This is a genomic window from Nitrososphaerota archaeon (assembly GCA_016872055.1).
In the GTDB taxonomy this organism is placed as follows: domain Archaea; phylum Thermoproteota; class Nitrososphaeria; order Nitrososphaerales; family Nitrosopumilaceae; genus Nitrosotenuis.
Genome location: VHBH01000001.1, coordinates 315,400 through 335,008, shown reverse-complemented (window position 1 = coordinate 335,008; position 19,609 = coordinate 315,400). Strand labels below are relative to the sequence as shown.

Genomic DNA, 19,609 nt, shown 5'->3' with positions numbered 1-19,609 from the left:
AATTTTTCCAAGTCCACATAAAAATCTAGCGTGAGTTTTGAGCCAAATTTGACAGAGATAAATACCAATATTTCGCTACCAAACCCATGACTGACGTAACAGTAATCCGACATTCGGTGGCGGGCGAAAAGTTCGAGATTCTAGTAAAGCCGGATCCTGCCCTGGAATATAAGCTTGGCAAAAGAAAGGACATCTCAACGGTCTTGGTATCTGATGAGGTCTATACTGATTCTAACAAGGGAACTCGAGCATCAACTGAAAAACTGCTAAAGGCATTCAAGACACAAGACACCAACGCTATAATAGAAATTATTCTCAAAAAAGGCGACCTTAACCTTACCACTGATCAGAGGCGCAAAATGGTTACAGAAAAAAGAAAACAGATCATCGATTTTATCGCAAAGACATACGTCGATCCTAGATCACACCTACCACATCCGCCGCTTCGAATAGAGCAAGCGCTAGAGCAGGCGAGAATATCAATTGATCCTTTCAAAAACACTGAAGAGCAGTGCAAGGATGTGGTGGAGTCACTTAGAAGTATCATACCACTAAAATCAGAAAACATGTTGCTGGAAATTTTGGTTCCGGCGCAATATGCGGGTCAGTCATATGCTGTCCTCAAATCGACCGGGACGCTAAAAAAAGAAGAATGGCAAAACAACGGATCACTTAAAGCAATACTAGAAATACCTGCGGGAGCAAGGGCAAGCGTGATCGATAGACTAGGTTCCATTACCAAAGGCTCTGCAACAGTGGAGATGGTTAAGTAATGGATGATATCAAAAGAAATTACGTCATACCTGGCGATGTCATAACAACTGGTCCGTATAGAGCAGAAGAAAATGTCCATCTTTATGGCGACAAAATAATTGCGACAACCGTTGGTATTTCTGAAATTTTTGACAGCGGCGTTCGAGTAATTCCTTTGACTGGAATGTATATTCCACGAATTGACGACTTTATCATTGGTATAGTGAAATCTCACACATCTCTTTCTTGGGAGCTAAACATCAACTCGTGCTATGCGGGTATATTGCCTGCACAAGATGTCTTTGGCCGAGACTTTAACCCAAAGGTAGACGATCTTACTTCACGACTAAAGACAGGTGATCTTATTGCGGCACGCGTTGCAAACTCTGAAAGATCCCGCGATCCACTAATCACAATAGCTGACAGGGACTTGGGCAAAATTGAAGAAGGTGAGCTAATCAAAATCTCCCCAAGCAAGGTTCCACGACTGATTGGCAAGCGCGGCTCTATGATTCAAACAATAGAGAGTGCAACAAAAGCAATAATCACAATAGGGCAAAATGGATTTGTCGTGGTGTCGTGCGAGGAGCCAGATGGATTATTAAAGGCCATGGAAGCAATCAAAACGGTCGAAGAACAAGCACACGTTCCAAATCTGACTGAAAGAATACAACAAATGTTAGGATCAAATAGTGAATAATAATGGGTGTAAAAAAAACAGACATAATACTACTAGACGATAAAGGAATTCGCTGCGACGGCAGAAAAATCAACGAGCCTCGCAGAATCATGATTAAAGCTGGAGTTCTAAAAAACGCAAATGGCTCTGCATATATCGAGTTTGGCGAAAACAAAATTCTGGCAGGAGTATTTGGCCCAAGAGACGTTCATCCAAAACACTTGGCAAATACCGACCGCGGAATTCTGCGATGTAGATACCACATGCAACCATTCTCAGTAGGCGAGAGAAAGAATCCCGCACCGTCTAGAAGAGAAATTGAGATTTCCAAGGTAATCAAAGAGGCACTAGAGCCAGCAGTAATGTTGGAGAACTTCCCAAGAACCGTAGTTGACGTCTTCATAGAGATTCTACAGGCAGACGGAGGTTCTAGATGTGCAGCACTAGATGCTGCAGCCGTTGCATTGGCAGACGCCGGAATTCCAATGAGGGACATGGTTTCAGCATGTGCCGCAGGCAAAGTAGCTGATACCATAGTACTTGACATCAACAATGAGGAAGACCAGGAAGGTCAGGCAGACATGCCTGTTGCATACATGCCAAACTTGGGCAAAATCACACTAATTCAGCTTGATGGTGTCTTGACACCACAGGAATATGAAAAATGCGTAAATACCGCACTGGAAGGATGCAAAATCGTTTATGAGGTTCAGAAAAAGGCATTACAGGAAAAATTCTTTGGTGATTCACAATGACCTCGACTACAATACTAGATGACCTGAAAAAGAAAAAAATTCATACTTTACTCAAAGAAGGACAGCGAGTTGATGGCCGTGCACTGGATGAGCCTAGACAGCTGATAATTGACACTGGCGTCATTCCAAAGGCAGAAGGCTCTGCGCGAGTACGACTGGGCGATACCGAGGTAGTATGTGGTGTCAAGGTTCAACCAGACAAACCTTTTCCGGATTTGGGCGACAGGGGAATTTTTATCTGCACTGCTGAAATCTTGCCACTGGCAGATCCTACGGCGGAGCCAGGCCCACCAGGCGAAGAAGTAATAGAACTTGCACGTGTGGTAGACAGGGGAATTAGAGAAAGCGGAATGGTTGACCTCAAGCAATTAGTCCTAGAAAAGGACAAGTCCGTAGTAGGCATATTCATTGACAACTCTGTTACTGATCATGACGGAAATCTCTTTGATGCATGCTCTTATGCTTCTGTTGCAAGCGTTCTTTCATGTAAAATTCCAAAATACAACTATGCTGATGGGGTTGTGACCAAAGTAGACGGCGAGTTTACAGCACCACCAATAACTACAATCCCTGTTTCTGTCACGATGGGCAAAATTGGCAACAACATCATAGTTGACCCCAATGCAGACGAATGGGCATGCATGGAGGCAAGAATAACGATTACTACAAATGCCGCAGGAAACATTTGCGCAATCCAAAAGGGTGGTACTGATGGATTCACGCCAGAAGAACTGGCGGTGTGTGGCAAAATCTCAATTGCGACCGGAGCAAAAATAAGGGACATCCTAAAAAAGGCAGGTAGTTAAATGCTCAAAAAAGGCGCATCACTCAAAGGTCTTAGACAAAAATACGGAATCAAGCACAGAAAGAAATTCTCTGCGGTACATTCTGTACTAAAACAAAAAAGAAAGTGTCCACAGTGCGGCTCGCTCCGATTTGGGCGAGAGGCGGTAGGAATTTGGTCGTGCAAAAAATGCGGATACAAAGTTACTGGAACCGCATATGACGTCGCAGTTTAGTGCCGTATTGTACATTCGGGACAAAGGAAAAACACAAGCAATATTTGATTCTCTGTCTGCCGACAACAGATTCTATCCGGAAAACCCAACAAAAACAAAAATCACTATGAAAAAAGACACGATCCATATAGAAATTACTGCTGATGAGATTGCGCACTTAAGAGCAAACCTAAACTCTACACTCCGATTGGTACAGGCAAGCTCGGACTCGCTTGAATCGCTAAAGATATAAGAAATTCAAAGTGATCACAGACATGTCACAAGGACAGCAAATTCCTCCATGGCTGCAGGAACAATTAATGAAACTACAGCAATCTCAGCAAAATCTGCAATCCATTATGGCGCAAAAGCAACAGCTAGATCTGGAGCAGGTGGAATCAGAACGTGCTCTTGAGGAGTTAAAAAAGGCGGCAGACACTGATCCTGTATACAAGCACGCAGGAACAATTCTCATAAAATCTACAAAGACTGCCTTGATCACAGAACTAGAAGAGAAAAAAGAACTTGCAAATACTCGAATCACAGTACTGGCAAAACAGGAAACACGAATCAAGGAAAGCATCAAAGAACAGGAAACAAAAATTAACGAAATGATTCATGGCTCAAAGCCGCCATCTCAATAAATAACAGATAATAGCACATTACACCATGAAGATAGAAAATCTTCGGATAGTAGTGGATGAGCGCGAAAAAAAAAGTGGCATACCTGATTTACTTAGGGCAGTCGGAATCAATCTGGAAATAAAGACACTCCCTGTAGGTGACTATATTGTTGCGCCGGAGACAATTGTAGAGCGAAAATCCGTATCTGATCTAATATCATCAATATTTGATGGAAGACTTTTTGATCAGTGCAACCGACTAAAGGAGCATTTTACACATCCAGTCATACTGATGGAGGGAAATGTCAAGGAAATAGAGCAAATAGTGGAAAACCCGCTTGTGTTCTATGGCGCAATGTCTGCAGTTGCAATTGACTTTAAGATCCCAATCATTCCGACGCCAAGCGCTACGCACACTGCCAAAATGCTAGTATCAATGTGTTCAAGAAAGGAATCCCTACGCGGACCATTCCTCAAAAAAATTAAAAAATCCGACGACCTATCAAGACAACAACTATCTGTTTTGTGCAGCCTTCCTGGAATTGGGGAAAAACTGGCTACTAGGATGCTTGCCAAGTTTGGCTCGCCTTCCAAAACGCTAAACGCATCACTTTCGGATCTTGCCAAAGTAGAAGGACTAGGTGAGGTTCGCGCCAAAAAAATAAAGCAAATGCTAGATCAGCAAAGCAAGCTACACAAAGAATCAAATCAGAAAACACTGGACCTCTAGGTATGTTTGTATCACATCAATGGTTAGCAGACAACATTAATGATCCAGTCATAATTGATACAAGACCGAAAATTGCATATTCGTATGGCCACATTCCAAATTCCATATCTTTAGTAGTTGACCAGCTAATCCAGATCAGTTCTACTGGGGCACACCTAGCGCCAGACCCTCAAAAAACATCGGAACTATTGGGCAATCTTGGAATAGATAATGACAAAACCGTAATCGTTACTGGCGAACTAATTGATCCGTCCGTGTTCAGAATAGCGTGGACTCTGCAGTATCTCGGCCAAAAAAACACCAAAATCTTGGATGCAAGCATTGGAACCTGGCAAAGCCTTGGCTTGGAAATAACAAAAACATCAAAGAAAAATTCACCAACTCAGTTTATACCTCAAATCCAAACTAATATCAGAATAGAATCTGCTGAGCTGCAGGGATTACTTGGCAAGGCAACAATATTGGACGCAAGGACTCCACAAGAGTTCTTTGGGGGCCACATTCCGGGATCTGTCTTGTTTCCGTTCACTGACGGGATTGGCCAGGACGGAATGCTGCTTGAATCTAGAGAATCTCTTAGAAACCTATTTTCACAAAGAGAAATTCCGCGTAACAAGGAAATAATATGTTACTGCATGCATGGGCACCGTGCATCAAGTCTTTTTTACCAGGCAAAACTTGCAGGATTTGAAAATGTCAGACTCTATGATGGTTCATTTGTTGACTGGTATTTCAAAAAACTACAGCTTGAGTAGTTTTCTGTTCAGCTTGTTGCCGCAGTTCGGGCAAAACTCCAACCCAGAAAATTCTTTTCTACAGCCTGAGCAATAATGAAGCCATTTTCCAACATCGCGTATGCCCTTTGTCATTATTGGCTGTACTTGGAGCCTGAGGTTTTTTGCAAGGTTCGATATAGCAAAATCATCTGTAATCAGAGTTGCTCCCAACTGGTGTGTCAGAGCAACTGCGGAAATGTCTGCCTTTGATAGCTTTTGAACATCACCCGTTTTTTTTGCTTCATTGGAAACAAATTTCACACTTGCTGGATCCGGATCCTGTATTTGTAGCCTGTTTGTGTCCAGCAGAATTTCTAGTGCACCATGGCTTTTTTTGATATGACTTATTTCCTCAAAGACAAGCGTTGTTGTCAGGCCCAACTCTGGCGAGGCAAAGGGAACTCCGGCATAAAACGCACTGGCATCGTAAACTCTAGACGCCAAGCTTGCTCATCTGTCTTAGCCCGCGTTTTTTGAGTCTGACAAAGACTGCGCGCTTTGGGTGTTTTTTGATCACAATCGGCTCCTCAAATCCGGCCATCTTGATCACCTGTGCATCCATTACAATATTGGTGTCATGCGAGCAAATCACTTCTATTTTCTCATCAGGCACAACAATTGACGGCAACAATCTGAGAACCGGGGCAACTGGAGTGATTATCAAAATATCGAGGCTTTCGTGCAATACCGGACCGCCAAGCGAAAAAGAGTGCCCTGTGGAGCCGCTTGGGGTTGAGATCATGACTCCGTCCATTTTGTGCTTGACAATATCGTTTTGGAACTTAATCTCAAATTCTGCAGTCTTGGTCATGTTTTGCCTGTTGATGTATATTTCATTTAGTGCCGGCGGAAACTCTTCTCCACCGGCTGATGCCACAACGCGGGTCCTCTTGTCAAACCAGATCTTGTTTGATTTGATATCCGAAATCGCCGTGTCTATTTTGTCCAGTGTTATCTCTGATAAAATCCCCCTATTTCCTCCAACATTTATTGTCAAAAGCGGAATCTCTCCGGTAAGGCTTCTGAATGCTCGGAGGGTAGTACCATCTCCACCCAATGTTACTACTAGGTCAAGCTTTTTGTCGTTGAGATCCTCTACTGATTCTACCTTTTTAGTTCCCTCTACCGTTACTGGCGCTATTGTGAACACTTCGGCTTTGCTCGAGATGAATTTTTTTGCCACCTTTTTTGCGGCATTTTCGGATTCCTCAGAGCCAAATTTAGACACAATGCCTACCCGATTAAGCTTCAACCCTTTGTTTTTGTATTGTTTGTTTAAAAAATGTAGTTTTTTATGTGATGGAAAAAATTAATTATGCATAAAATGACATAGAATTGAAAATGACTTACGCACATCCCGAAGTTCTAGTAGACACTGACTATGTGTCAAAAAATCCACCAAACACAAACCTGAAATTGGTAGAGGTTGACTATGACCCTGAAAACGGCTACAGAAAGGGCCACATTGCAGGAGCGACTCTGATATGGTGGAGGCGTGACATTAATGATTCACTAACTCGAGACATTGTGGATAAAAAACAATTCGAAGAATTAATGTCCAAAAACGGAATCAATCCGGAAAGCGAGGTAATTTTGTATGGTGACTTTAACAACTGGTTTGCGGCATTCGCATTTTGGGTTTTCAAGTATTACGGCCACAAGAATATCAAAATAATGAACGGCGGCCGCAAAAAATGGGAGCTAGAAAAAAAATCATACACTACAGAGGAACCAAAAATATCTCCAACTAACTATGCTGCACAGCCACCAGACGAAGGATTGCGCGCATATCTGTTTGATGTAAGACGCGCATTAAACAGAAAAGAAATCGGCCTAGTGGATGTGAGATCTCCAAAAGAATTCACCGGAGAAATCACTGCGCCACCGGAATATCCAATGGAGCATGCACAAAGAGGTGGACACGTGCCAGGCGCGCAAAATATTCCATGGGCCACTGCAGTAAATGATGCAGATGGTACATTCAAGACAGTGGATGAGCTAAAACAAAACTATACCCCAAAAGGAATAACTCCAGACAAGGAGATCATATGTTATTGCAGAATCGGCGAGCGCTCATCACATTCTTGGTTTGTCCTAAAGTATTTGCTTGGATACCCACAAGTTAGAAACTACGATGGTTCTTGGACCGAATGGGGCAACATGATTGGCAACCCAGTAGAAAAATAATGAGTCAGGAACTGCCAATTCTCAAAAAGGGTGCATTTTACTATATCCGGGACGGACATGCCGATCACATCCTAGAAGATAGGACAAAGCGAGGGTTGACTGTGCGCGAGCAGACCCCAGATGAGGCGTATGGGATTCTTGCAGACAAGGGCATGATTCACGACATGGACGGAATCGGGCACTGGGTTCCAATTAGATGGTATTACCCAAAAAAGGACCATGATCTTGCCAAAGTAGTGGCTCATGCGGAAAAGATTGAGAAAAAATACACGGAACTGCGCGAGCTTACCTGTCCAGACGACTCAGATTGAATAAGATTTAAAAATAATCTGGAGTCAATGTCATCATGTCACTTTTACTAAAAGATCGGGTTTACACAATGGAGTCTCCAACGGCAAAAAGAGGAGTCTATCCATTACACGGATACAAGCTTGGTCTGTATCGCTTGCCAATTAAGCTAGAGGATCCTGCAGAAATGAAGTCCATTACTGACGGCCTAAAGAAGACCTTTGCCATGGACACCTTTGCAGACAGAGTCTTTGCCAGTTATACCTGGAGCGAAGAAAACGTGCCAGACCCAGACGCCAAGGGATACCAAAAGGTGAACCTCTCCATTACAGTAGAGATCGTCTCTGGAGAAGTAGTTGATATTATTTACCAAATTTTCCCAATTGAAAAGTTCGGTGACCCACAATGGGTAAAGGACTATCGCAAAAAGGCGGACTATTATGCAAAAATGATAATTGACACAATTCTTCGAAACACAATCCTAGCAGATAAAATGATTGAAAGCCTCATGAAATTAGAAAAGCTGGACCAAGAAGCGGCAACAAAACGACTAGAAGTACTGACACCACTTGCAAAAATAGTTCCAAATGCAAAACCAAAACCAAAGGCCGAAATTCCGGAAGGAAATCCAGTAGCGGCAGCTGCACAAGTAGTAGAGGCACGTGACGGCGCAAAACCAGGACCAATCGACGTTGAATACAAATCCCACATGCCTGCAAGCTCACCATTCACGGTTTCTGCAAACAAAAATGTCATCAAGACATGGGGACGACAGGGAACAGACAACGGAGTCATGGGAGTTTGGGGCGAATTTGTCTCAGTTGACTATGATATCTGTATAGCAGACGGTGCATGCATTGACGCATGCCCAGTAGCAGTGTACGAGTGGTTTGACACGCCTGGCAACCCGGCATCAGAAAAAAAACCATTGATGGCACGCGAGCCAGACTGTATCTTTTGCCTAGCATGTGAGGGAGTATGTCCACCACAAGCAATCAAAATCTTCCAAAAAAAATCCTAAGTTGTAAATACCATGCCATTGGGTGACTTTTAATGGCAGTAAACCCGTTTACCGTGTTAGTTTTTGATATTTTCATTATTTCGGCAATTTTACTGACTGCATACACGTTCAACTTTTACTATCTTGCGATTTTGGCAATACGAAGAAAGGACAAGTACCAGACAAAAAAAATCGGTACGCCGTCAATTACTATACAACTACCGCTATACAACGAAAAATATGTAGCAGCAAGACTAGTTGATGCAGTCTGCGCAATGGACTATCCGAAGAACAAAATGAAGATAATGGTCCTTGATGATTCTGACGATGAAACTACAAATCTTTTGTATGACCAAATAAACAACTACAAAAGGGATGGCTATGATATTGTCCATATACGACGAGGTACAAGAAAGGGGTACAAGGCAGGGGCACTCAAATACGCAATGACGCTTACCGACACGGAATACGTCGCAATCTTTGATGCGGACTTTATCCCGCCGGAATGGTTCCTAAATAAGGCAATGCCGTACTTTGCCAAACCCAACATTGGATTAGTCCAGTGCAGGTGGGGGCATGTAAATGAGAACTATTCTGCAATAACCCAGGCACAGGCGCTAAGCCTTGACTTTCATTTTCTAGTAGAACAAAAGGCAAAGAGTAACTCTTCAATGTACATGAATTTCAATGGAACTGCGGGAATCTGGAAGAGAGACTGCATTGAGGATGCTGGGGGATGGCACACTGCCACACTGGTAGAAGACCTTGATCTAAGCTATAGGGCGCAGATGAAGGGATGGAAGTGCATATTTATCGAAGACATTGTAGTTGATGCGGAGCTGCCAGTGCAGATGAACGCTGCGAAAAGGCAGCAATTCAGGTGGGCAAAGGGCGCAATCCAGTGTGCTGTAAAACTGCTTGGTGATATTGTCATAAAGCGACACATTCCAATAGAGGCAAAGGTCCAAGCGTTTGTCCAGCTTACCCGCCACATTGGATATCCGTTGTTATTGATACAATTTTTGGCATTACCAATACTTTTGGCCGCAAACTTTAACCTTCATGCGCTCAAATTCGTCCCGGTGTTAACTATTGCGGCATATCTTGCGATGGGGCCGTTTGCATACCTGGTCGTGATTTATAATTTGTGGGGCCAAAACTGGAAGCAAAAGGCAAAGGTCATGCCATTCCTGCTCATCTATTCTGCGGGCTTGTCCGTGAATAACACTGTGGCGGTCTTTGACGGGCTGTTTGGCAAAAAGAACGAGTTTTTGCGCACGCCAAAATATGGTATCATAAAGAACACTGATGACTGGCGCGACAAGGCGTACAATTTACCGTTTACCAAGACAACACTACTTGAGATATTTTTTACAGTATATGGAATAATGGGAATACTGATCGCAATATTTTCCAAAAACCCAATCTTTGCGCCAATAATTGCAATCCCAACAATTGGCATTGCGTATGTAGCATATCAGAGCCTGTCGCATTCCAGATTTAAAAGAAATAAATCTGAGAGGCCAAGATTAAAAGCAGAAAAAATGGCAGACAATTACTACCAGATTGCACTAGTCGGCATGTTTGCAATAATCGCCTTTGGTGCATACATGGCGTACCAGGGATACCAAACCGATGTATATCCACTGGACTTGTCACGCGGTAACCTGGACAGAATTGCAACAGGAGGAGATCCACAGCAAATGCTGCAGGATCTCAACGCAATAAAGGCGCAACTTCCAAAGGAAGGCAACCCCGTCTGGATCTTCCCGACAGACACTACTGACTTTGGACGAATCCAGGAAGACGTTGATTCCCTAATAGAATCAGTAGAGGCAATACAAAACCAACCAAAGAGCTCAGTTGAATACAGCACTACTATGTCTGATCTACACCTAAGAGCAGTACAAATGCGACTAAACATCATGGATGCAACCCCGTACATGTATGCTAGTTTTTCAAACATTGTGTTTAGCTCAATTTGGATTGCTGCAATTCTTGGAATCTTTGCGGTACTCAAAAGAAAGAAAGACCAACTCAAGGCCTACGATATGTCAGAAGACGTCTAGGCCTGTACTGACGGGATCTCTTTCTGCTGAACAGAGCGTAGCTTGAATTTAGAAATCAAACCTTGAAACTGTTCTGCTAAAACCGATATTTGGTTTGCCGCAGCTGCGACTTTGATATGTACAGTTTATTGTTCTACTGTAGCAGATGTTTCATCTGTAGCCGATGTGTTTTGTTCTACAACTTCAGAGATTTCTATAACTTTTGCAAACATTTCGTTTACTTTGGTTACCTCCTGCTGTGCTATTTTGATAGGTGTTTGATCTTGTCTGAGATATTTTTGACATGACATACTATCTCGTCAAGCGACTTCAGCTAGCACTCTTAACATCTTGCCTCGGTTTACCTCGTTTTAGACCTTAATGTCTTCGACTACAATTGGTGGCATAATTTTACCTGACCTGTTCATGATTTTGTGCAAATTAGGCATGAGTAATTATGACATAACCACAGTATTATTAGTACGGTACTAGTACCGTACGATATGATTACATGCGAATATTGTACAAAACAGTTCGTCGAATCCATGACTGGACTGACCGAAAAAACACTCCATGAGATACTCCATGGCCCAGAATTGGTCAACGAGTAACTACTCTTTTTTATATTTTTGAAACAGCAGATCTGGTTGGCGCAAAAATGGATGTTCAAGTGGTTCACCTTATTTTAGCTCCAAACTTTAGTATCCTTGAGACCTGATAAAATCAATGTCTACGAGAAAAACTCCAAAAACTGCAGAAAAATCGCTAACAAAAAGAGATACTGCTAATTTGGCAAAAAAAGTAACGGCAGTCTCTGATTCTACTAAATCATTATCCAAAGAAATCAAATCAATGGCAAAGGTCTTCTCTGATAACCAAAAGGTACTCCTGTCGATGAAGGGAATGATCGATACCCTGATCGATACGCTGGAGCAGATCCAAAAACAATCAAAGCAGCTAAACCTCATAGAAGAGGACAACCAACGGCTCTACGCTGGGCTTAATCAGGTGCGAGCACAGGCAAGCACGATTACAAGTGTTGGCGAGCATGCAAGCAAACTTCAAGAACAGGTAAACAAACTAGTCCAGGCCCAAAAGGACACACCTGCGCCAGAGGAAATAATGAGGGCAGTATCAGACAGCCAAAACTCGATTCAAAACAACACTCACATGATAATCAAGATTGCCCAGAGAATAGACACCATAAAAGATGATCTAGTCGACATATCATCCAAGGCAGACAAGACATCCAACATTGAATCAGAACTGGATACAATCAAAGAAAAACTACTCACGTTGTTTACAAACTCGTCAAAATCCAGCCTAGAATCCGAGGTTACTCAACTAAAGGCAAGTCTGACATCACTGCAAAACGAGCTTGTGACAAACATGGCAAAGACTGAATCCATCACTCGCCTTAGCGGGGAAATTGCCAAAATTGAATCAGAGATTGGCTCTCTAGTCAAAAGGGCAGACTCAACTGCGTTTGTAGGCGAAGGAGTAAAATCAGTCCAGTCTGATCTTGCATCGTTTAAGGAACACATCCTTGGCAAGACAAACACCATTGATCAAAAAGTCTCTTCAATATCCGAGCTGTTAAAAAGAGCAGATAATGCATCATCCGAGTTCCACAAAAAGGCAGACCATCTGGTCCAAGAAATGCAGCACGTCAAAAGTGCCGCGACCAAGTCCTCGTCTACTTCATCAAAGGAGGTAATTGCACTATTGAAGCTATCCGAGTTCCAGTCAAACATTCGAATTTTGTCAGAATCAAAATATGGCGAAATAATAGACATCGAGAAAATGGCAGAGCAAACATCAGACATTGTCAATCTATTTGACAAGGTGGCAATCGAGTCACAGGATAAAGTCTCGCTGCCGCAAGAGGTTCGTAAGTGGGCAATATCCAAAATGCTTGACTGTGCCGACAAGTGGGAGATTAGATTCTCTGATTTGTTTAATGTTCTAATAACCAAGCTTGGTAAAGAACTTGTAAAGGAAAACATCCGTATCAACCAAGTGCGCGACATTTTTGGGATACGTGGCGTGGACGAAATACGAAAAGAGCTTGGAATAAGTTGATTTAGAGCAGTCAGATACCCCAGGTCTCATTCTACATAAAATTCAGATGACCTAATCATCACCCTGCAAGCGAGGTTGCGGCATCATTCCTAATAATTCTTGGCGCAGCCTAGGTAAATATTATTCACAAAATAGTAATACAACTCGACCTTTCCAATTAAAAAAAATTTTAGGGATTCTAACATGTGAATTCCCAGATTCTTGAGAAAGTTGAATCATCAGGAGTCTGCGGAATAAAAAAAGCGGAACTAAAGAAGATTTTTGGGGCAGACTGTGAAAATACAATAAACGAGCTTGCAAAAGAGGACAAAGTAATAGTGGACAGCAAGGGCGTTGCACACTATGTGTGGAGTAAGGATAATTACCTGTCTCATGTGTCACAAAACGACCCAAAATTCAAGATTCTGGCAAGACTCGTCCACAATTTAGAGACGAAAATATCACAAATTCCTGTTAAATCAGAAAATACTACTGACTTCAAGATTCATTTTGATAAACGCATATCAGAAATCTCGTCATCCTTGGGATGGGTTCCACTCGCAGACGTGCGGGCCAAAGTTTGCCAAATCCTAGGCATTACTCAGGAAAAATTCTACTCTGAGGTATCTACAATAATAGAGCAAAACCCGTCAAAATATGAGATATCGACAGGTGGTATGGAGGGAATCCATGTGCGTGGAATGCTACATGGATACATCAGACGACTATGACATATCCATACGGCCTTAAGTCCAATCCATATCCTAGCAGCCCGACACCAACTGAGCAGGATGCCAAGATTTTAGGTGGAACAAGACATCAAGAGGCAAAAAACTCGATTGTAGAATGTATCTCTGATCTTTACAAGCAAACATCACGAAGAAATTCCAATGAAAATGACTTTAGATTAATCACGGTAGTGCAAGATGTGGGCTCTGGCAAGACTCATCTTGCATTGCATATCAAGACGCTTAAGACAAGAAGGGATATCGTCACTGCATATGTTGACTTATCCACAATATCGCCAAAGACCAGCGAGAGCATTTATTCCGCAATAATGCGTGGATTTAGCCGTGAAATGTTCTCAGAGCTGCGAGCAAAGCTTGTAATTCAGATCTGCGAGCGAGCACAAAAAGGAGACACGCTTGCAAAAAGGACACTTGGTTATGGATTTCTGGACAGGCTAAAGGGAGTCACCATAAAACAAAAGGCAGAAGAAATCATCTATGACAAAAATACTATATCCCAAGAGACTCTGCGCAGCTATCTTGGCGCTCACTATTCACAGCACGAATCAGCTGTGATACAGAATATAATTTCCAATTCATTTGACAGGGTAACGAATCTGGACGATCTTCACGGCCGACTGGCTGCAACATGCAAATTTTTCCATAATTTGTTGGGCAAAGTAACTCTCTTTGAGCTAGACGAGCTTGACGCACAAGAAGGTACACTAGAATTTGTAAAATCGCTCATAAATGCGCACATTCCGGCATCTGTTTTACTTTTGATTACCACGCCATCACTATATCTAGACATACAAAAAGTGAATCCTTCAGTCTTTGACAGGCTGGAAAAGGCAAACTACAAAATTGATCTCGCCGGCGCAAATTCAGTAGACGAGCTAATCGAGATAGCAATTGAATACATCAAGGAAGCTGACAAGACAGAGCGATTCAATAAAAAAGAACAGCACGACTTGGCAGCAAAGATTCGAGTTTTATGTGATGAATTCCCAGAATTCCGAAACGTCCGCTCTATCATAAACATACTAAACCATGCAATAGAGCAAGCATACGAATTAGACACTTCTGAAATAACAGAGACAGTAATTGATGAAACCATCAAGCACACATATCCAGGACTAAAAATCAAGGGAAGCATTATGGAAGTACCAATATCTGAATTTATCAAGATAAAGAGAACTTCAGGTGCTACCCAAGACCAAGTAAAGCAGGCAATAGAAAATCTGGTAAACTATGCGCATGAAATTGGTAATGTTTCTAAATCAGCAAAACAAAATCCGTCTTTTGATGTGGTGTATTCAGATCCATTTGGCACAAAAATAGGAATTGCCGTAGTCATGGACGACAATCACGCAAAAAACTTTGAGATAATCTCTAATGTGGTGAAATCATCTGCATTTGTGGATAAATTAGTAATCATAACAAATACCAGCATCCAACAGTCAAATCTGGCTACAATAGTGAATGTGGACAAATCCAAGGTGATTGACTTGTTATACTTTAGTAACAAGTACGCAGAGCGCAAACTTGACGAGCCGGAGTCCGAAAAAGTCAAAATCCTGGCAAAAACAATCTCGGTAATATAAAACAGAAATCATTTTAATAATTCAATTTTAATATAGTTATGCAAAATTATTTTCTTGAATCTGGTATCCAATCCATTATAGATCAGGTCACGCCAGAAATTCCACATTCTTCATTTGTGACGGATTTGGCAATAATCATGATTTTGGCATCAGTTACAACCTTGGCGTTTTTCAAAATGCGACAACCTTTGATAATTGGCTACTTGTTTGCAGGAATGCTAATAGGCCCGCTTTCTCCAATTTGGACCTGGCTTTTGCCTGGGGGCCAAAACTCTATGGGATTTGAACAGACGGGGCTGTTGTCTGATCTCGGACTGCTAAATATTTTTGCCGAACTTGGAGTGATTTTGCTTTTGTTTGTAATTGGAATAGAGTTTCCTTATTCTAAAATCCGCTCAATTGGCAAAGTCGCAATTGGTGCAGGAACAATTGGATTATTTTTGACACTGGGAATTGTGTTTTATGTAGCAAACATGGTTGGTCTGAATTTTATGGACTCGCTCTTTTTGGGTGCAGCACTATCTATTACCAGTACTACAGTAATTGTAAAAATTCTAGAAGATGCTGGTAAAATAAAAAAGGAATCATCAATTCTAGTTTTGGGTGTTTTAATTGTCGAAGACATTATTGCTGTAATTCTGATAGCAACACTAGAATCTGTTGCACTGGTGGGAAGCGTATCATATGAAAGCATCATAACTGTGATTTTAGTTGCAGGTGCACTGATTGGTGGGACATTGACCATTGGAACAAAACTAATTCCAAAACTAATTGATCGGGTGGCAGCTACCGAGCACAAAGAGATTCTGTTGTTATCTGTTCTTGGTTTGTGTTTTGGCTATGCATTATTTGCAAATATAGTTGGTCTGTCTGTCGCAATTGGTGCATTTCTGGCAGGAGTTCTCGTCGCAGAATCAAAATCCTCCGAAGTTTCCAAAATTTTATCCAGTCCGATTAAGGGCATGTTTGTTGCTATATTTTTCGTCTCTGTCGGCGCACTCATGAATATTTCAGAATTGGAAAACTACATCTTCTTGGCATTTGGAATTATTGCACTGGCAATTGGAGTAAAGTTTGGAGGAGCAATACTAGGAACATACCTGTTTAGGCAAGGCAAGGCAAAATCACTGCGTTTTGCATTTGCACTTGCAGGCCCGCGTGGGGAATTCTCTATTGTCATAGTAAAGACGGGCGTAGACATCGGCGCAGTTAGTAGTTTCTTATTCCCACTGATAGGAATCATATCTATAATTTCGGCATTTATCTCACCATTTTTAATTAGGGCAAGCGACAAAATTGTTTCAAAGAATGTGGAGGAATAGCATGGATGATGGAATGAAAGAACTGATGGACAAAGTACACGTAGGCATTACATCGTTTAACTATAATGGCGCCAATGTTCCATGCGTGATTTTAGAAGAAAAAAGATTTGATGAAATAATGGTTAAAGTTGCCGGCAAGCCACTATCAGTTGATACAAACCTTAACATTTTGCAAAACGGACTAGGTAATGTCTTTGTGGAGATTGCACTTACCTTTTCCGAAGGCGGAATTGATGAGAAAATATTACTATATGCAAACGAGTCACTCGACTTTTTTGAGTCTCTGTCAACCACATCAATGCTTGCTTTATCATCACCTCATTCCCAAGTAGGAAAAGATAACGTGTTTATGATCCAGCTTCCAAGGCCTGAAAAAATAGCAAATGCGCTAGATATAATCAAAAAGGGCCTGCAGGTAAAGATCTAGATTTCTACCTCTTAACTGGCTTTTCTACGATCTTCTTTTTTGTATCTTTTTTCTTGTCTTTTTTTAGATCTTTCTTGGTTTCTTTTTTGTCTGATTTTTTGTCTTTTGTTTCTGCTGATTTTGACTTGTCTACTTGTTTTTGTAAATGCTTTTCCGCTATCTTCGGTGCTTCTTTTGGCGCAGCTGATTTATCGCCCAATGTGATTGAAAATGAGGCCTTCTCTGTTGGAATTGGTCTAAACAAAATTCCCTGTACCTCGATTACGACTTTATTCTCACCGTCTTTGAACTGGATTGGGATTGTGGCAGACCCAAGAGATGTATGTGTAAGTGGAATTGGCCCAAAGACAGCATTTCCGCCATTTGTAACTAGAACTGTATAGTCGATATGCTCCTGTATGTTGCCACTTTGTGGGTTTAGAAAGTCGATCTTCATCTTTGATGTTTCGCCGGATTTTGGTGATGCGGGCTCTGTGGAAACGCCAACCTTGAGCGTGCCCATGTCAGTTGATACTATTTGCTCATGTGTTTGTGCGCTAACCAGTAACGGTGAGGCAAAAATACCAATTGCAAGAATCGTCATGCCGAAAATGCCAAGATGCGACTTCATAATCAAAATTTGTTCTTATTGATAATAAATCAATGCCTAGATTCTATCACTAATTTTTTCTACTGATCTTCTCTGATTTGATAATTTACAAATGTACTACCTTGGATCTGGGATTATGAGGGTCTCTTCTGCCTCAAATTTCTTGCCTACTGCATCCTGCATTTTGTTGACAATGTCATTTACCTTGTCTAAAGTCATACTTCTATCCAAGAATATGTGTACCTGTATTGACAAGGCGTGTCCAAGTGGCCTTACTAGCACGTCTTCTACTTCTACATTGAATTCCGTTTCCACAAACTTTGTTATTGTCTCTTGGAGCTCCGGGTTTTTTACCGCATCCAATAACACCAATGTAGATTCCTTGATTGCAGTATACGCCATGAAGAAAATGTAACCTGCAATTATGATGCCTCCGATGGCGTCCATGTACGGAACTCCAAAATACCCCGCAAGAACACTTCCAAATCCTACAAATGACGCGGATCCATCTTTGATAGAGTTTTTTGCATCAAGATTTAACGAAATAAGGTTGTGCTTTTTTGCGATTTTTCTGACCACAAATGCTCGATGTAGAGAAATGCTTCCGGCAGCTAATAGCGTGATCATTGTGATTTCTGGATTTATTGCCTTTGATGGATGTAGTATGTGTTCGTAGGCTTGATAGACGATAAAGATTCCAAGTATTACGATTATTATGGCTGCAATGAATGCGGCGAAGCTCTCTATTTTGGCGTATCCAAAATGAAACAATTTGTTTCTTGGCTTGTGAAGCATTCTAATTCCAAACCACACAATAAACGACACCAAAGCGTCTGCCATGGAATCAAGCCCGTCTGCAAGCAGTGTGAGGCTACCTGTGTATGCTGATATGGATACTTCGGCTACACCAATTCCAAATAATGTCCAAACCGAAAGCCACGCCGCACGGCGAGCCTCTGCAAATACTGCTAATTTATTCAATTATTACATTTGGACTTGAATTAACGTATATTTTTAGTTGTGGTATTGTAATTTTTTATAAAGTGTTTTAGTTGTTGTTGAAATTTCAAATGCGGCTGCCGGGATTTGAACCCGGGTCACAGAATTGGCAATCCCGCGTACTGGCCAGGCTATACTACAGCCGCATGATCGAATAGACTAAACAGAGTCTATTAAAATCAATTGTTTAACCTTTAATTCAACTTGGACCATATTGTAGCATGGACAAAAGACTGGAGCAAAAAATCAACCAAAAAATTACTGATGCGTTAAGCAACACTTCTGAAATCAATAATATTGCAAAATCCATCGATGCAGAAAAAACTGACACCGATTTCAAATATGGAATAATAATTGGTAGACTGTACAACTCGTTTTATTATCAGAGCAGAAGAATACTTGAGCGCGATCCAACACCGCAAGAATTTGCGGAATTTTTAAAAATCCTATCTAGTAGGAAAAACGAAATTTTACAAAAACTCTAATTTTTCTTTGCTGGCATGACTTTGATTGTTGGCGTGATTGGAAGCTTTACACAGGCACCGACTAGTGCTTTTTTTGCTGCCTCAACATGGTCCTTTTTGACATGCATTTCCATAATACACTGTCCGCCTCGCACTCGAGCTGCAAGGCTTACTGCTTTGCCAAATGCTCGTCTCATTCCTTCCTGAAGTCTGTCTGCCCCTGCAGTTGCAATCATTTTGTTTTCTCGAAGTAGGATGTGCGGGTAAATTCTCAAAACCGAAAAGTAGCCTGTTTCCCCGGTCGTCTGCTCTAGGGTCTTGTTTGCCGCAAGTCTTGCGGATTCTATTGCCATGTGGCGAATCTGCATTTTCTCGTTTGAGCATAACATCACGATAAAGTCATATTCGCCTCGCTTTCCGCCTTGGAATTTTGCGATTTTTGGCTGGGGTTTGCCCTTGATGAACTCTTTGCGAGAATAAGGTTGTCCGTTTCCTAATCTGTAACATCCACCGTGCATTATGACTCAATAAAACCCCAAAGTTCCCATATTTTAAGGGTGAAGCGGCTTTTGCGCCTC

The 19,609-nt window shown here is 41.7% G+C and carries 24 protein-coding genes and 1 tRNA gene; 19 read left to right on the top strand and 6 right to left on the bottom strand.

Features of this window, described 5'->3' with window-relative positions:
• Window positions 1-86: 86 nt before the first annotated feature.
• The 9 genes from FJ354_01930 to FJ354_01890 are packed head-to-tail and all read left to right on the top strand — an operon-like array spanning window position 87 to window position 5,293.
• Window positions 87-773 (top strand): ribosome assembly factor SBDS, encoded by a 687-nt coding sequence (locus tag FJ354_01930; GenBank protein MBM3905428.1) that lies wholly within the window; start codon window positions 87-89, stop codon window positions 771-773.
• Window positions 773-1,453 (top strand): RNA-binding protein, encoded by a 681-nt coding sequence (locus FJ354_01925; GenBank protein MBM3905427.1) that lies wholly within the window; start codon window positions 773-775, stop codon window positions 1,451-1,453. Before FJ354_01930 ends, FJ354_01925 begins: the two co-directional genes overlap by 1 nt.
• Window positions 1,454-1,455: 2 nt before the next feature.
• Window positions 1,456-2,187 carry an exosome complex exonuclease Rrp41 gene (locus FJ354_01920; protein ID MBM3905426.1) on the top strand — a complete coding sequence of 244 codons (732 nt, stop codon included), beginning with the start codon at window positions 1,456-1,458 and terminating at the stop codon, window positions 2,185-2,187.
• Window positions 2,184-2,993, top strand: coding sequence for an exosome complex protein Rrp42 (locus FJ354_01915; GenBank protein MBM3905425.1), 810 nt, complete (start codon window positions 2,184-2,186; stop codon window positions 2,991-2,993). The genes FJ354_01920 and FJ354_01915 overlap by 4 nt, the downstream gene beginning before the upstream one ends.
• The gene (locus FJ354_01910) at window positions 2,994-3,206 is read left to right on the top strand and encodes a 50S ribosomal protein L37 (protein ID MBM3905424.1); all 213 of its coding nucleotides are present in this window, start codon (window positions 2,994-2,996) and stop codon (window positions 3,204-3,206) included. It abuts the gene before it with no gap.
• Window positions 3,190-3,438 carry a hypothetical protein gene (locus FJ354_01905; GenBank protein MBM3905423.1) on the top strand — a complete coding sequence of 83 codons (249 nt, stop codon included), beginning with the start codon at window positions 3,190-3,192 and terminating at the stop codon, window positions 3,436-3,438. Before FJ354_01910 ends, FJ354_01905 begins: the two co-directional genes overlap by 17 nt.
• Window positions 3,439-3,460: 22 nt before the next feature.
• Window positions 3,461-3,829 carry a prefoldin subunit beta gene (locus tag FJ354_01900; protein MBM3905422.1) on the top strand — a complete coding sequence of 123 codons (369 nt, stop codon included), beginning with the start codon at window positions 3,461-3,463 and terminating at the stop codon, window positions 3,827-3,829.
• A gap of 25 nt (window positions 3,830-3,854) precedes the next feature.
• A complete protein-coding gene (locus tag FJ354_01895) occupies window positions 3,855-4,538 on the top strand; it encodes a heavy metal resistance protein CzcA (protein ID MBM3905421.1) in 684 nt (227 codons plus the stop codon).
• Window positions 4,539-4,540: 2 nt separating this feature from the next.
• Window positions 4,541-5,293 carry a sulfurtransferase gene (locus FJ354_01890; protein ID MBM3905420.1) on the top strand — a complete coding sequence of 251 codons (753 nt, stop codon included), beginning with the start codon at window positions 4,541-4,543 and terminating at the stop codon, window positions 5,291-5,293.
• On the opposite strand, the gene FJ354_01885 is transcribed toward FJ354_01890, so the two are convergent.
• Window positions 5,279-5,758: a nucleotide-binding protein gene (locus FJ354_01885; GenBank protein MBM3905419.1), complete on the bottom strand. Its 480-nt coding sequence runs from the start codon at window positions 5,756-5,758 to the stop codon at window positions 5,279-5,281. The two genes, FJ354_01890 and FJ354_01885, sit on opposite strands and share 15 nt — an antisense overlap.
• Window positions 5,748-6,566 carry an NAD(+)/NADH kinase gene (locus tag FJ354_01880; GenBank protein MBM3905418.1) on the bottom strand — a complete coding sequence of 273 codons (819 nt, stop codon included), beginning with the start codon at window positions 6,564-6,566 and terminating at the stop codon, window positions 5,748-5,750. Before FJ354_01880 ends, FJ354_01885 begins: the two co-directional genes overlap by 11 nt.
• 89 nt (window positions 6,567-6,655) lie before the next feature.
• On the opposite strand from FJ354_01880, the gene FJ354_01875 reads away from it, so the two are divergent.
• From FJ354_01875 to FJ354_01835, 9 genes are all read left to right on the top strand, one after another.
• Window positions 6,656-7,501, top strand: coding sequence for a sulfurtransferase (locus FJ354_01875; GenBank protein MBM3905417.1), 846 nt, complete (start codon window positions 6,656-6,658; stop codon window positions 7,499-7,501).
• Entirely contained in the window at window positions 7,501-7,812 is a 312-nt protein-coding gene (locus FJ354_01870) for a hypothetical protein (protein MBM3905416.1), read from the top strand. The genes FJ354_01875 and FJ354_01870 overlap by 1 nt, the downstream gene beginning before the upstream one ends.
• Before the next feature lie 35 nt (window positions 7,813-7,847).
• On the top strand, window positions 7,848-8,810 hold the full coding sequence (locus FJ354_01865) for a ferredoxin (GenBank protein ID MBM3905415.1): 963 nt from the start codon (window positions 7,848-7,850) through the stop codon (window positions 8,808-8,810).
• A 32-nt stretch (window positions 8,811-8,842) separates the two neighbouring features.
• Window positions 8,843-10,858, top strand: a complete 2,016-nt coding sequence (locus FJ354_01860; protein MBM3905414.1) for a glycosyltransferase — start codon at window positions 8,843-8,845, stop codon at window positions 10,856-10,858.
• 705 nt (window positions 10,859-11,563) lie between these two features.
• The gene (locus FJ354_01855; GenBank protein ID MBM3905413.1) at window positions 11,564-12,919 is read left to right on the top strand and encodes a chemotaxis protein; all 1,356 of its coding nucleotides are present in this window, start codon (window positions 11,564-11,566) and stop codon (window positions 12,917-12,919) included.
• Window positions 12,920-13,104: 185 nt separating this feature from the next.
• A complete protein-coding gene (locus FJ354_01850; protein MBM3905412.1) occupies window positions 13,105-13,629 on the top strand; it encodes a hypothetical protein in 525 nt (174 codons plus the stop codon).
• Window positions 13,626-15,230 (top strand): hypothetical protein, encoded by a 1,605-nt coding sequence (locus tag FJ354_01845; GenBank protein MBM3905411.1) that lies wholly within the window; start codon window positions 13,626-13,628, stop codon window positions 15,228-15,230. Before FJ354_01850 ends, FJ354_01845 begins: the two co-directional genes overlap by 4 nt.
• A 38-nt stretch (window positions 15,231-15,268) precedes the next feature.
• Window positions 15,269-16,552 (top strand): cation:proton antiporter, encoded by a 1,284-nt coding sequence (locus FJ354_01840; protein ID MBM3905410.1) that lies wholly within the window; start codon window positions 15,269-15,271, stop codon window positions 16,550-16,552.
• A 1-nt stretch (window position 16,553) separates the two neighbouring features.
• Window positions 16,554-16,979: a hypothetical protein gene (locus tag FJ354_01835; protein MBM3905409.1), complete on the top strand. Its 426-nt coding sequence runs from the start codon at window positions 16,554-16,556 to the stop codon at window positions 16,977-16,979.
• A gap of 4 nt (window positions 16,980-16,983) precedes the next feature.
• Here FJ354_01835 and FJ354_01830 read toward each other — a convergent pair whose 3' ends face one another.
• The 3 genes from FJ354_01830 to FJ354_01820 form a co-directional block, all read right to left on the bottom strand.
• On the bottom strand, window positions 16,984-17,589 hold the full coding sequence (locus FJ354_01830; GenBank protein MBM3905408.1) for a hypothetical protein: 606 nt from the start codon (window positions 17,587-17,589) through the stop codon (window positions 16,984-16,986).
• A 96-nt stretch (window positions 17,590-17,685) separates the two neighbouring features.
• Window positions 17,686-18,549: a cation diffusion facilitator family transporter gene (locus FJ354_01825; protein ID MBM3905407.1), complete on the bottom strand. Its 864-nt coding sequence runs from the start codon at window positions 18,547-18,549 to the stop codon at window positions 17,686-17,688.
• Between the two features lie 90 nt (window positions 18,550-18,639).
• A tRNA-Gly gene (locus FJ354_01820) sits at window positions 18,640-18,713 on the bottom strand.
• Between the two features lie 75 nt (window positions 18,714-18,788).
• On the opposite strand from FJ354_01820, the gene FJ354_01815 reads away from it, so the two are divergent.
• Window positions 18,789-19,052, top strand: coding sequence for a hypothetical protein (locus FJ354_01815; protein MBM3905406.1), 264 nt, complete (start codon window positions 18,789-18,791; stop codon window positions 19,050-19,052).
• Here FJ354_01815 and FJ354_01810 read toward each other — a convergent pair.
• Entirely contained in the window at window positions 19,049-19,549 is a 501-nt protein-coding gene (locus FJ354_01810; GenBank protein MBM3905405.1) for a 50S ribosomal protein L16, read from the bottom strand. The two genes, FJ354_01815 and FJ354_01810, sit on opposite strands and share 4 nt — an antisense overlap.
• Window positions 19,550-19,609 lie beyond the last annotated feature (60 nt).